Annotated in this window: 11 protein-coding genes; 6 read left to right on the top strand and 5 right to left on the bottom strand. The window is 62.5% G+C overall.

The features are described from left to right. The first annotated feature begins 28 nt into the window (after nucleotides 1-28). Nucleotides 29-406 (top strand): response regulator, encoded by a 378-nt coding sequence (locus C4J88_RS13850; protein WP_124367112.1) that lies wholly within the window; start codon nucleotides 29-31, stop codon nucleotides 404-406. Nucleotides 407-431: 25 nt separating this feature from the next. Here the strand turns inward: C4J88_RS13850 and C4J88_RS13845 are convergent, their stop codons facing one another. From C4J88_RS13845 to C4J88_RS13835, 3 genes are all read right to left on the bottom strand, one after another. Further along, nucleotides 432-2,102: an ATP-binding protein gene (locus tag C4J88_RS13845; RefSeq protein WP_124370773.1), complete on the bottom strand. Its 1,671-nt coding sequence runs from the start codon at nucleotides 2,100-2,102 to the stop codon at nucleotides 432-434. A gap of 2 nt (nucleotides 2,103-2,104) precedes the next feature. Next, entirely contained in the window at nucleotides 2,105-3,601 is a 1,497-nt protein-coding gene (locus C4J88_RS13840) for an ATPase domain-containing protein (RefSeq protein WP_124404230.1), read from the bottom strand. A gap of 143 nt (nucleotides 3,602-3,744) precedes the next feature. Beyond that, the gene (locus C4J88_RS13835; protein ID WP_124367109.1) at nucleotides 3,745-4,803 is read right to left on the bottom strand and encodes a HEAT repeat domain-containing protein; all 1,059 of its coding nucleotides are present in this window, start codon (nucleotides 4,801-4,803) and stop codon (nucleotides 3,745-3,747) included. Between the two features lie 203 nt (nucleotides 4,804-5,006). On the opposite strand from C4J88_RS13835, the gene C4J88_RS13830 reads away from it, so the two are divergent. Genes C4J88_RS13830 through C4J88_RS13810 form a run of 5 tightly spaced genes read left to right on the top strand, consistent with a single transcriptional unit; the run spans nucleotide 5,007 to nucleotide 10,564 of the window. After that, entirely contained in the window at nucleotides 5,007-6,656 is a 1,650-nt protein-coding gene (locus C4J88_RS13830; protein ID WP_124407251.1) for an AMP-binding protein, read from the top strand. Between the two features lie 21 nt (nucleotides 6,657-6,677). After that, a complete protein-coding gene (locus tag C4J88_RS13825; RefSeq protein ID WP_124407250.1) occupies nucleotides 6,678-7,445 on the top strand; it encodes an SDR family NAD(P)-dependent oxidoreductase in 768 nt (255 codons plus the stop codon). 12 nt (nucleotides 7,446-7,457) lie between these two features. Then, nucleotides 7,458-8,642 (top strand): acetyl-CoA C-acyltransferase, encoded by a 1,185-nt coding sequence (locus tag C4J88_RS13820; protein WP_124407249.1) that lies wholly within the window; start codon nucleotides 7,458-7,460, stop codon nucleotides 8,640-8,642. A gap of 9 nt (nucleotides 8,643-8,651) precedes the next feature. Further along, nucleotides 8,652-9,779 carry an acyl-CoA dehydrogenase gene (locus tag C4J88_RS13815; RefSeq protein WP_124407248.1) on the top strand — a complete coding sequence of 376 codons (1,128 nt, stop codon included), beginning with the start codon at nucleotides 8,652-8,654 and terminating at the stop codon, nucleotides 9,777-9,779. Between the two features lie 11 nt (nucleotides 9,780-9,790). Next, nucleotides 9,791-10,564, top strand: coding sequence for an enoyl-CoA hydratase (locus tag C4J88_RS13810; RefSeq protein ID WP_092243611.1), 774 nt, complete (start codon nucleotides 9,791-9,793; stop codon nucleotides 10,562-10,564). Nucleotides 10,565-10,721: 157 nt separating this feature from the next. Here the strand turns inward: C4J88_RS13810 and C4J88_RS13805 are convergent, their stop codons facing one another. After that, the gene (locus C4J88_RS13805) at nucleotides 10,722-11,873 is read right to left on the bottom strand and encodes an acyl-CoA dehydrogenase family protein (protein ID WP_124407247.1); all 1,152 of its coding nucleotides are present in this window, start codon (nucleotides 11,871-11,873) and stop codon (nucleotides 10,722-10,724) included. A 3-nt stretch (nucleotides 11,874-11,876) separates the two neighbouring features. Next, nucleotides 11,877-12,980: an enoyl-CoA hydratase/isomerase family protein gene (locus C4J88_RS13800; protein WP_124407246.1), complete on the bottom strand. Its 1,104-nt coding sequence runs from the start codon at nucleotides 12,978-12,980 to the stop codon at nucleotides 11,877-11,879. Between the last annotated feature and the right edge of the window lie 23 nt (nucleotides 12,981-13,003).

Raw genomic sequence — 13,003 nt, 5'->3', positions numbered from 1 at the left:
CCAGCAATTGACCGAACAAAGGCTTCCCATGAGTGAAGATGCGCAAGATGTCGTACTGATCGTCGAAGACGACGAATCCATTATGTTTGTGCTGGGTGAATACCTGGCGGGCCTGGGTTATCGGGTGTTGAAGGCGGTCAATGGAAAAGAGGCGTTTGAAATCCTCGCGACCAAACCGCACCTGGACCTGATGGTCACCGACTACCGCCTGCCCGGCGGCATTTCCGGCGTGCAGATCGCCGAACCGGCGCTCAAGGTGCGCCCGGAGTTGAAAGTGATCTTTATCAGCGGTTATCCGCAGGAAATTCTCGACTGCGACAGCCCGATCACGCGCAACGCGCCGATCCTGGCCAAGCCGTTTGACCTGGATACGCTGCACGAGCATATCCAGCGCCTGTTGGCCTGACGCCCTCCAGGGCTGCCGTGCAGCCCTAGTCCCTGATCATCTCGCGCACCTTCTCGGTCAGCAGGTCGAACGTGAACGGCTTGGTAATCAGCTGCATGCCGGGGTCAAGAAACCCGCCACGCACCGCCGCATGTTCGGCATAACCGGTAATGAACAGCACTTTGAGGTCAGGGCGGATTTGTCGACCGATTTCCGCCAATTGCCGGCCGTTCATGCCAGGCAGGCCAACGTCGCTGATCAACAGGTCGATACGCTGATCGGATTCGATGATCGGTACCGCCGTGCTGGCGTCACCGGCTTCGACAAAGGCGTATCCCAACTCTTTGAGCACCGCGCTCACCAGCACCCGTACCGCCGGGTCATCTTCGACGATCAGGACGGTCTCTCCGTCATTGGCGAACGGCAACAAGGCCGGATTCACCGCGGCATCCTCAACCATTTCCCCGACAAAGCGCGGCAGGAACAAACTGACGGTCGTGCCCTTGTCCACTTCGCTGTGCAGCGTGACATGCCCCCGGGATTGACGGGCAAACCCATAGATCATCGACAGCCCCAGGCCCGTGCCCTGGCCGATCGGCTTGGTGGTGAAGAAGGGGTCGAACACGCGGCCCATGACACTCTCTGGAATGCCGCAGCCGGTGTCACTGACACTCAACTCGACGTAGTCACCAGGGCTCAAGGTGCCATAGGCGGCCGTGAATACACTGTCGAGGTGACGGTTGGTGGTTTCCACGGTGAGGCTGCCGCCGCTGGGCATCGCGTCACGCGCATTGATCACCAGGTTGAGCAGGGCGCTTTCCAGTTGATTCGGGTCGGCTTCGGCCGTCCATAGCGTATCGCTCAGGCGCATTTGCAGGCAGATACTTTCATTGATACTGCGTTCCAGCAGCTCACCCATGGAGGTCACCAGTTTGTTGATTTCCACCGGTTTCGGGTCCAGCGACTGCCGGCGCGAAAACGCCAGCAGGCGATGGGTGAGGCCAGCGGCGCGGTTGGCCGAGGTGACACCCAGGTCGATCAGGCTGTCCAGATCGTCCAGCTTGCCCCGCGCCACACGCCGGCGCAGCAGTTCCAGGCTGCCGATGATGCCGGTCAGCATGTTGTTGAAGTCATGGGCGATGCCACCGGTCAATTGGCCGACGGCTTCCATTTTCTGCGACTGGCGCAGGGCTTCTTCATTGCTGCGCAATTGCGCGGTACGTTCTTCCACTTGCTGTTCGAGGGTTTCCAGGGTGCGCTGCAGGCGCAGTTCACTGGCGCTCAGGTCGACCAAGCGGTCCCGGGCTTCGTATTGCCGGCGCCGCCCACGCAGGGCGGTACTGACTAGGCTGATCAGGGTCACCGGGTGGAAGGGGCGCTCAAGGAAAGTGACATTGCCCAGTAGCCCGCTCAGGTGCGACGAGCCATTTTGCTCGCTGCCGCCGTGATGGGTCATCAGCACAATGGGCAGATCCGACCAGGCCGGCTGCTGGTGCAGGTACTCCAGCAGCGGCTCCATGTCCACGCCGCGCAAGGCTTCGGCGGCAATGATCAGCACGCCGGCGCCCTCGTGCAGTGCTTCGCACAAGTCGGCCAGGCTGCCGGCAACCAAGCCATGGTAGCCGGCCTCTTTGAGCATCATCAGCGCCAACGAGCTGTCGCGGCCCACAGGCGCAAGAATAATGGCCCGTTCAAAGACTGAGGAAAGGGGCGTCACACTTACTCTTCCTTGAGCAGAGGCGAGCCGGCGCCCATGTAGATCGGAATGCCGCGTAGCACACCCTGGAAATTATCCAGGGGTTCGCCAACGGTCATGCCGCGACCGCTGATGCGGTACTCGCGAATCGTCGACTCATGGCTACCGGTGCGTTTCTTGATCACCGAAATGGCCCGACGAACCTTGCCCAATGCCTCGAAGTAACGCAGCAGGATCACCGTGTCGGCCAGGTAGGTGATATCCACGGGGGTCTGCATATCGCCGACCAGGCCATGCTGGGCGACGGTCATGAACGTTGCGGCGCCACGCCGGTTCAGGTACAGCAGCAGTTCGTGCATGTGCAGGATCAGCGCGTTCTCTTCCGGCATGGCCGCCTGGTAGCCGTTGATACTGTCGATGACCACGGTTTTGATGCCGCCTTCGTCCACGCAACGCCGTACTCGGTGGGAGAATTCCCCAGGAGACAGCTCGGCCGCGTCAACCTGTTCGATCAACAAGTTGCCGGTGGCCTGCATCGCAGCCAGATCGATACCCATGTTATGCATGCGCTCGAACAGCAAACCCATCTCTTCGTCAAAGATAAACAGCGCGGCCTTTTCGCCACGCTGTACGGCGGCGGCGGCGAAGACCATTGAAATCAGCGATTTGCCGGTGCCGGCCGGGCCCAGGATCAGGCTGCTGGAACCTGTTTCGACGCCGCCGCCCATCAGTGCATCGAGTTCGGGGATGCCGCTGCTCATGGTCTGGCGTGTGTAGCCGCCGCGATGTTCGGCGGCGACAAGGCGAGGGAATACGTGTACACCGTCGCCCATGATGGTGAAATCGTGAAAGCCGCCACGGTATTTCTGGCCACGGTATTTCACTACCCGCACCCGGCGGCGTTCGGCGCCGTAACTGGGTGTCAGTTCTTCCAGGCGAATCACGCCGTGGGCCACACTGTGAACGGTTTTGTCGAGGGATTCGGTGGTCAGGTCATCGAGCAGCAGCACCGTGGCGTCATACCGCACAAAGTAATGCTTGATCGCCAGGATCTGCCGGCGATAGCGCAGGGAGCTCTGCGCCAACAGGCGGATCTCCGACAGGCTGTCGACCACTACGCGGGTCGGCTTGACCCGTTCCACCACCTCGAAAATCTGCCGCGTGGCTTCGCCCAGCTCAAGGTCCGAGGAGTACAGCAGGCTCTGCTGATGCTCGGCGTTGAGCAGGCTTTCCGGCGGGGTCAATTCGAAGATATGGATGTTGTCGTCCAGGTCCCAACCATGGGACTTGGCGCCTTGGCGCAGCTCATGTTCGGTTTCGGACAAGGTGATATACAGCGATTTTTCACCGTCTTTCGCTCCCGCCTGCAGGAAGTGCAGGGCGACGGTGGTTTTACCCGTGCCCGGCTCGCCTTCCAGCAGGAACAAGTGGCTGCGCGATAGCCCCCCGGAAAGAATGTCATCAAGACCTTCGATACCAGTGGCTGCCTTTTCACTTAAAAGCGAATTAGATGTAGACAAGAAGTGCCCTCAGGTCACGTACAAGTTGGGTGCGCGCCGCTGTGGCGCGCCATATTCACTTGACCGTGTCGACCTGTGGCGGTTCAACGTTTTGGATTATTTGTGCGAAGCGCAGCCACTTTTGCACCTTTATTTGCGCGCGATCACAGGCCTTGCTGCAGCGCAGGGTCATCCGGGTTCTGTTGCTCAAGCTGTGCCAGCAGCACCTGGACATTCTGCAACTGGCCGCTCTCTTTCCAATAATTGACCAGCAACACCCGCGCTTTTCGATTGGCCGGGTGGCGCTGCACGATGTCTTCCAACTGGCGCTGGGCGGCTTCGAGTTCGTCCTGGTCGTGCAGCGTGGTGGCCAGGTCGTAGCGGTAGTCCTGATTGTCCGGTTCAAGCTCCACCGCCTTGGACAGGCCGAGCAAGGCATAGGGGCGCTCGCCATGGTGCAGCAGCCACATGCCCAGGGCGTGTTGCAGGTAAGCCGATTCCGGGTGCGCCGCCAATTGCTGCGCGAGCAGCTGGCGCGATTCGTCGGTTTTGCCCTGTTTATCCAGCAGCTCGATCTGCGCCACCACCGCTTGCAGGTTGTCCGGTTGCAGGCGCATGGCCTGCTGCAGGGCGTTTTGCGCCTCCGGCAGCAGGGCGCTGTGGATATACAGGCGCGCCAGTTGGATCCAGCCTTCGGCGGTTTCGGGCTGGGCCTTGAGGGTGTTGGCGAATTCGTCGAGCACTTGCTGCAGCGGGCCGAAGTACAGGCCCAGGGTGTCCGGCGACAGGCCGAGCAGGGCGTTGGCGGCGGCAAAGCGCACCGGCTGCTCGGGGTCATCCAGCACCGGGCCGAGCAGCAAGGTGCGCTGGCCGGAAGGCACCAGGCCGACAATGCTGTGGATCGCGGCTTCACGCACCAGGGGCGACTCATCGGCCAGGTCTTTGTCTGCCAGCTTCAACGCCTGGGGGCTGGGGTAGTTGGGCAATTCGGCATGCAGCGCGGCGCGGCGCTCAGGTGAAAGGTCCGGCCGCCCCAGCTGTTGATACAACACCCGCGCCGCGCCCGGCTCACCGTTGCGCGCCTGCTTCAAGGCTTTGGCATAACCATGGGCAATCGCCGGAGGCACGGCCACCGGTGTTGCGCGGGAGAAGAACCAGGTGATCAACAAAATCGACAACAGGGCGCACAGGCCGACGATGGCGTAACGGCGTGACTTTGACATGCAGGTGTCCGAAGGCAGGGTACGGGTACAAAGCCTCAAGCTTCGGCCAGTGCAGGGCGAGTGTCAAACCCGATTGGCCAAACCGGTCAGCCATGTTGGAGGCTTTGACCATTGCTCGTAGCGCCGCTGCAGAGCGACTATTTGAGGGCGATTGACCGCCTGGAAAGTGTCCTTAAAACAAAAACACACAAGGAACTGAAGCGATGCGTGATTACCTGGCCGCCACCACCGAGTTCGATTACCAGCACACCGTCGACGCCGCCCTGGCCGGCAACCTGCAGGCGCTCAACGCCTGTGTGGAATGTTGTGACCGTCACGCATTGCCTGGGCGCATAGCGCTGTTCTGGGAGGGCAGGGACGGGCGCAGCGCCACGGCCACCTTTAGCGAGCTGCAGGACCAGGCGTCACGCTTCGCCAACTTCCTGCTGGCCCAGGGCGTCAAGCGCGGCGACAAAGTCGCCGGCCTGTTGCCGCGCACGGCCGAACTGCTGGTGGTGGTGTTCGCCACCTGGCGTATCGGCGCGGTCTATCAACCGTTGTTTACGGCGTTCGGGCCCAAGGCGATCGAGCATCGCCTGAACAGTTCCGGCGCCGCGCTGGTTGTCACCGATGCCGTGAACCGGCCCAAGCTCACCGACGTGGACGGCTGCCCCACCATCGTGACAGTCACCGGGGCCAAGGGCGAAGGCCTGGTACGCGGCGATTTCAGCTTCTGGGCCGAACTGCCCAACCACTCGAACGTCTGCGAGCCCGTGCTGCTGGGGGGCGACGAGCCCTTCCTGCTGATGTTCACCTCGGGCACCACCGGCCCGTCCAAAGCCCTGTCGGTGCCGCTCAAGGCGATTGTCGCGTTCCAGAGCTACACCCGCGACGCGGTGGACCTGCGCCCAGAAGACGCGTTCTGGAACGTAGCCGATCCGGGCTGGGCCTATGGCATCTACTTCGGCGTGACCGGGCCGCTGTCCCTGGGGCATCCGATCACCTTCTACGATGGCCCTTTCAGTGTGGAAAGCACCTGCCGGATCATCAACAAATACGGCATTACCAACCTCACCGGTTCGCCCACCGCGTATCGACTGTTGATTGCCGGCAGCGAGCCGTTCGCTCGCTCGATCAAGGGCAAGCTGCGCATCGTCAGCAGCGCCGGCGAGCCCCTGAACCCCGAGGTGATCCGCTGGTTCGCCGACAACCTCGGCGTGACCATCCACGATCACTACGGGCAGACCGAATTGGGCATGGTGCTGTGCAATCACCATGGCCTGGCGCATCCGGTACACGTCGGCTCGGCCGGGTTCGCCTCGCCTGGGCATCGCATCGTGGTACTGGATGACAATCACCAGGAACTGCCTGCCGGTCAGCCCGGCATTCTCGCCATCGACCGTGAGCAATCGCCGATGTGCTGGTTCGCCGGGTATGAAGGGGTCAACACCAAAGCCTTTGTCGGCAAGTACTACCTCAGTGGCGACACCGTGGAGCTCAACCCGGACGGCAGCATCAGTTTTGTCGGGCGCAGTGATGACGTGATTACCACCTCCGGCTACCGCGTGGGGCCGTTCGACGTAGAGAGCGCTCTGGTCGAACACCCGGCCGTGGTCGAGGCCGCCGTGGTCGGCAAGCCCTGCCCGGAGCGCACCGAACTGGTGAAAGCCTTCGTGGTGATCAATGAGCAGTACCGCGCGACTCCGGAACTCGCTGAAGAATTGCGCCTGCATGTGCGCCAGCGCCTGGCGGCCCATGCGTACCCGCGAGAAATCGAATTCGTCAGCGACTTGCCCAAGACCCCCAGCGGCAAGCTGCAACGCTTTATTTTGCGTAATCAGGAAATCGCCAAGGCCCAGGCGGCCGTGGCGTGATCCGTTGAAAAGGAAACCATGATGCAGATTGAAAACAAGGTATTTGTGGTCAGCGGCGGCGCTTCGGGCCTCGGTGCGGCCACTGCCGACATGCTGGTTGCAGCGGGTGCCAAGGTCATGCTGGTAGACCTCAACGCCGATGCCGTCGCCGCCAAGGCCCGGCAGCTTGGCGATAACGCCCGCAGCGCCGTGGCAGATATCAGCCAGGAAGCCGCTGCCGAAGCGGCTGTGCAGGCCGCCGTTGCCGCCTTTGGCGGGTTGCATGGTTTGATCAACTGCGCCGGTGTGGTGCGCGGTGAGAAAATCCTCGGCAAAAACGGCCCGCACGCCCTGGCCAGCTTCGCCCAGGTGATCAACGTCAACCTGCTCGGCAGCTTCAACCTGCTGCGCCTGGCTGCTGCGGCGATCGCTGAAACACCTGCGGATGCCGATGGCGAACGCGGTGTGATCATCAATACCGCTTCGGTGGCGGCGTTCGACGGGCAGATCGGCCAGGCCGCGTATGCCGCCTCCAAGGGCGCGATTGCCAGCCTCACCTTGCCGGCCGCACGGGAATTGGCCCGTTTCGGTATCCGGGTGATGACCATCGCTCCCGGCATTTTCGAAACCCCGATGATGGCCGGCATGACCCCGGAAGTCCGCGATTCCCTTGCCGCCGGCGTGCCGTTCCCGCCGCGCCTGGGCAAACCCGCCGAATATGCAGCCCTGGTGCGGCATATCATTGAAAACAGCATGCTCAATGGCGAGGTGATCCGTCTTGACGGTGCCTTGCGTATGGCTGCCAAGTAAGGAGCTCTCTTCATGAACGATCCTATCGTTATCGTCAGCGCCGTGCGCACGCCCATGGGCGGGTTCCAGGGTGACCTCAAGGGCCTGACCGCACCGCAACTGGGCGCCGCCGCGATTCGTGCGGCCGTGGAGCGCGCGGGTATCGCCAGCGACGCCGTCGATGAGGTGTTGTTTGGCTGCGTGCTGCCCGCCGGCCTCGGCCAGGCGCCGGCACGCCAGGCAGCGCTGGGTGCCGGGCTGGACAAAGCCACCCGCTGCACCACCCTCAACAAGATGTGCGGTTCCGGCATGCAGGCGACAATTCTGGCCCACGACGCGTTGCGCGCCGGCAGCGTCGACGTGGTGATTGCCGGCGGCATGGAGAGCATGTCCAACGCACCGTACCTGCTCGACCGCGCCCGCAGCGGCTATCGCATGGGCCACGGCAAGGTGCTCGACCACATGTTCCTCGACGGCCTGGAAGACGCCTACGACAAGGGGCGCCTGATGGGCACCTTTGCTGAAGATTGCGCCGAGCACAACGGTTTTACCCGGCAAGCCCAGGACGCCTTTGCGATTGCCTCCCTGACGCGTGCGCAGGAAGCCATCACCCACGGCAGTTTTGCCGCCGAAATAGTCCCGGTCCAGGTCACCGTCGGCAAAGAGCAAAAGACCATCCTGCACGACGAACAGCCGCCCAAGGCCAAGCTGGACAAGATCGCCAGCCTGAAACCGGCCTTCCGCGACGGCGGCACGGTGACCGCAGCTAATTCCAGCTCGATCTCCGACGGGGCAGCGGCGCTGCTGTTGATGCGTGAGTCCGATGCACGGCAACGCGGCCTCAAGCCGTTGGCGGTGATTCATGGGCATGCGGCGTTCGCCGATGAGCCGGGGCTGTTTCCGGTGGCGCCTGTCGGCGCGATCCGTAAGTTGATGAGCAAAACCGGCTGGAACGTGGCGGATGTCGACCTGTTCGAGATCAACGAAGCGTTCGCAGTGGTCAGCCTGGTGACCATGAGCAAACTGGAGATTCCCCACAGCAAGGTCAACGTGCACGGCGGCGCCTGCGCCCTGGGCCACCCGATCGGCGCCTCGGGCGCGCGCATCCTGGTGACCTTGCTCTCGGCCCTGCGCCAGAAAGGCCTCAAGCGCGGGGTCGCCGCCATCTGCATCGGCGGTGGTGAAGCCACGGCCATGGCCGTTGAATGCCTGTATTAAGGACTGACCATGCTGCCTAATGACGAACAACTGCAAATCAGCGACGCGGCCCGGCAGTTTGCCCAGGAGCGTCTGAAACCGTTCGCCGCCGAATGGGACCGCGAGCATCGCTTTCCCAGGGAGGCCATCGGTGAAATGGCCGAACTGGGCTTTTTCGGCATGCTGGTACCGGAACAATGGGGCGGCTGCGACACGGGTTACCTGGCCTACGCCATGGCCCTGGAAGAAATCGCCGCCGGCGACGGGGCCTGCTCGACCATCATGAGCGTGCACAACTCGGTGGGTTGCGTGCCGATCCTCAAATTTGGCAATGACCAGCAGAAAGACCAGTTCCTCAAACCCTTGGCCAGCGGGGCGATGCTTGGCGCCTTTGCATTGACCGAACCCCAGGCCGGTTCCGACGCCAGCAGCCTTAAAACCCGCGCACGTCTTAACGGTGATCATTACGTGCTCAACGGCTGCAAACAATTCATCACTTCCGGGCAAAACGCCGGTGTGGTGATTGTGTTTGCGGTCACTGACCCGGCGGCGGGCAAGCGCGGCATCACTGCGTTTATCGTTCCCACCGACTCGCCGGGCTATACCGTGGCGCGGGTCGAGGACAAGCTGGGGCAACATGCATCGGATACCTGTCAGATCCTGTTTGAAGACGTGAAGGTGCCGGTCGCCAACCGCCTAGGCGAGGAGGGCGAGGGCTACAGGATCGCCCTGGCCAACCTCGAAGGCGGGCGCGTGGGCATTGCCGCGCAATCGGTGGGCATGGCCCGCGCCGCCTTTGAAGCGGCCCGCGACTACGCCCGCGAGCGTGAGACCTTCGGCAAGGCGCTGATCGAACACCAGGCCGTGGCCTTTCGCCTGGCCGACATGGCCACGCAAATTGCCGTCGCCCGGCAGATGGTCCATTACGCGGCAGCCCTGCGTGACAGCGGCAAACCGGCCTTGGTCGAGGCGTCGATGGCCAAGCTGTTCGCCTCGGAAATGGCCGAGAAAGTCTGTTCGGCCGCCTTGCAAACCCTGGGCGGTTACGGTTACCTGAGCGACTTCCCGCTGGAGCGGATCTACCGCGATGTGCGGGTCTGCCAGATTTACGAAGGCACCAGCGATATCCAGCGCATGGTCATCTCACGCAATCTTTAAGGAGCCGATACATGAGTTATGAAACCATTTTGCTCGAAGTCCAAGGCCGCGTCGGGCTGATTACCCTTAACCGCCCGCAGGCGCTGAACGCCTTGAACGCCCAATTGGTCAGCGAGTTGAACCAGGCGCTGGATGGCCTGGAAGCCAATCCGGAAATCGGCTGCATCGTGCTGACCGGCTCGAAGAAAGCCTTCGCCGCCGGCGCCGACATCAAGGAAATGGCTGAGCTGACCTACCCGCAGATCTACCTGGACGACCTGTTCAGCGACAGCGACCGCGTGGCCAACCGCCGCAAGCCGATCATAGCCGCCGTGAACGGCTTCGCCCTCGGTGGTGGCTGCGAGCTGGCGCTGATGTGCGACTTCATCCTGGCCGGTGACAGCGCCAAGTTCGGTCAGCCGGAGATCAACCTGGGCGTGCTGCCGGGCATGGGCGGTACTCAGCGGCTTACCCGTGCGGTGGGCAAGGCGAAGGCCATGGAAATGTGCCTGACCGGGCGCTTTATCGACGCGGTAGAAGCCGAACGTTGCGGCATCGTTGCGCGCATCGTGCCTGCTGATGAGCTGCTGGACGAAGCCTTGAAAGTGGCCACCCTGATCGCGGGCAAATCGGTGCCGATCAGCATGATGGTCAAGGAAAGCGTGAACCGCGCGTTTGAAGTGAGCCTGTCCGAAGGCGTGCGTTTTGAGCGCCGCGTGTTTCATGCAGCGTTTGCGACCCAGGATCAGAAGGAAGGGATGGCGGCGTTTGTGGCCAAGCGCGCGCCGGAGTTCAAAGACAAGTAGCTGTGGAGAGTCAAGATCGTTCCCACGCTCCGCGTGGGAACTCAGCCCGTGACGCTCTGCGTCACCCGTGGCCATCATTAGCGGGACGCGGAGCGTCCCAGGTGGCATTCCCACGCAGAGCGTGGGAACGATCAATCAGTTACTTATGGTGTGTCAGTCAGAGCTGATAATTCTTCAACTCCCTGGCAATCACCATCCGCTGAATCTCGCTGGTGCCCTCATAAATCTGTGTGATCCGTGCATCCCGGTAGTAACGCTCCACCGGATAGTCTTCCAGATACCCATACCCGCCGTGAATCTGCATCGCCTTCGAGCAGACTTTTTCGGCCATTTCCGAGGCGAACAGCTTGGCCTGGGACGCTTCCGACAGGCATGGCTTACCGGCGCTGCGCAGGCGTGCGGCGTGCAGGATCAGCAGGCGCGCTGCGTTCAGTTGGGTTTGCATGTCGGCCAGCAGGTTGGCCACGCTCTGGTGTTCGATGATCGCCTTGTCGAACTGCACCCGGTCACGGGCATAGGCCAGCGCCGCTTCAAAGGCGGCACGTGCGATGCCCAAGGCCTGGGCGGCGATGCCGATACGGCCGCCCTCCAGGTTGGACAGGGCGATGGCCAGGCCTTTGCCGCGCTCGCCCAGCAGGTTGGCTTCGGGCACCGTGCATTGGTTGAAGGTGACGGCGCAGGTGTCCGACGCGCGAATGCCCATCTTGTGTTCGGTGCGGTCGACCACGAAGCCCGGCGTATCCGTGGGGACCAGGAACGCCGAAAGGCCTTTCTTGCCCAGCTCCGGGTCGGTCACGGCAAACACAATGGCCAACTTCGCGCGCTTGCCATTGCTGACAAACTGCTTGGCGCCGTTGATCACCCACTGGCCGTCGCGCAGTTCGGCGCGGGTGCGCAGGTTATGGGCTTCAGAACCGGCCTGGGGCTCGGTCAGGCAGAAGCAACCGATGGCCTGGCCGCTGGCGAGCGCGGCCAGCCAAGTGTGTTTCTGCGCCTCTGTGCCGTAGTTGAGGAGTGGGCCGCAACCCACTGAATTATGGATACTCATCAGTGCGCCCGTGGCGCCATCCCCGGCGGAAATTTCCTCCACGGCCAGGGCATAGGCGACGTAATCCACGTAGGTGCCGCCCCATTCTTCCGGCACCACCATGCCGAGCAGGCCCAGCTCGCCCATCTTGGCCACCAGCGCGTCGTCGATCCAGCCGGCCTTTTCCCAGGCCTGGGCATGGGGTGCGATTTCGCCACGGGCAAAGTTACGCGCCATGTCGCGGATCATCACTTGTTCTTCAGTGTATTCAAGATCTTGCATGGCTTATTTCTCAATCTGCGTGAAGTCGCGAAAGAAGCTGTCGACATGGTCGGCGTCCAGCCCTTGCAGGGTGGGCGGGTTCCACTGCGGGTTCTTGTCTTTATCGATGATCAACGCGCGAACCCCTTCGATCAGATCGCCGCGTGCGAACCACTGGCGGTCCAGATGCAGCTCCAGGGCAAAGCACTGTTCCAGCGGCAGGTGGCGCCCACGGCGCAGCATCTGCAGGGTGACGGCCATGGCCAGGGGCGAGCGGGTCTGCATCAGGGCGACGGTGGTCAGCGCCCAGTGGTGGCTGTCGGCGACGGTGACTTGCTGTAGCTGCTCGACCATGCTCGGCAGGTCCGGCAGGCCGAAGAAATGGTCAATGGCCGGGCGCAAGGCCGCCAGTGGCGCATCCGGCAGTTGTTGTACGGCGAGCCTGGCGAGCACGCCTTGCAGGTCCTTGAGGGGCGAATCGCGCCATTGCAGGCTGTCGAGCGCGTGCCCAAGCTCCGTCAGTTTGGCGCTGTCGAGGTACCAATCGGCCAGGCCGCAGTACAGCGCGTCCGCCGCACGGATCTGCACCCCGGTGACGCCGAGGTAAATCCCCAGCTCGCCTGGGATACGCGGCAGGAAGTAGCTGCCACCCACGTCCGGAAAATAGCCGATGGCCACTTCCGGCATCGCCAGGCGGCTGCGCTCGGTCACGACGCGCAGGTCGGCGCCCTGTACCAGGCCCATACCACCGCCGAGCACGAAGCCGTCCATCAAGGCCAGCACGGGCTTAGGGTAATGGTGGATGGCCAGGTCGAGCGCGTATTCCTCGACGAAGAAGTCTTCATGCAGAGTGTCGCCGCGCTTGAAACTGTCGTACAGGGAACGGATATCGCCGCCGGCACAGAAGGCCTTGTCGCCGGCACCGCGCAGCACCACGGCGTAGACAAGCAAATCATCGGCCCAGGCCTGCAGCTGCGTCGTCAGCAGACGCACCATGTCCAGGGTGATGGCATTCAAGCCGGCGGGGCGGTTGAGGGTGAGGTAACCGATATGGTTACGCACCTCACTCAGTACTTCTTCCTGCTGAATATCGGTGTGGCGTGCTTCGGAGGACACCTGAGCAGTCATCACTAACTCCCTGCTTTTATTGT

The organism is Pseudomonas sp. R4-39-08 (genome assembly GCF_003852275.1).
Classification (GTDB): Bacteria; Pseudomonadota; Gammaproteobacteria; order Pseudomonadales; family Pseudomonadaceae; genus Aquipseudomonas.
This window is presented reverse-complemented; position numbering and strand designations above follow the sequence as displayed.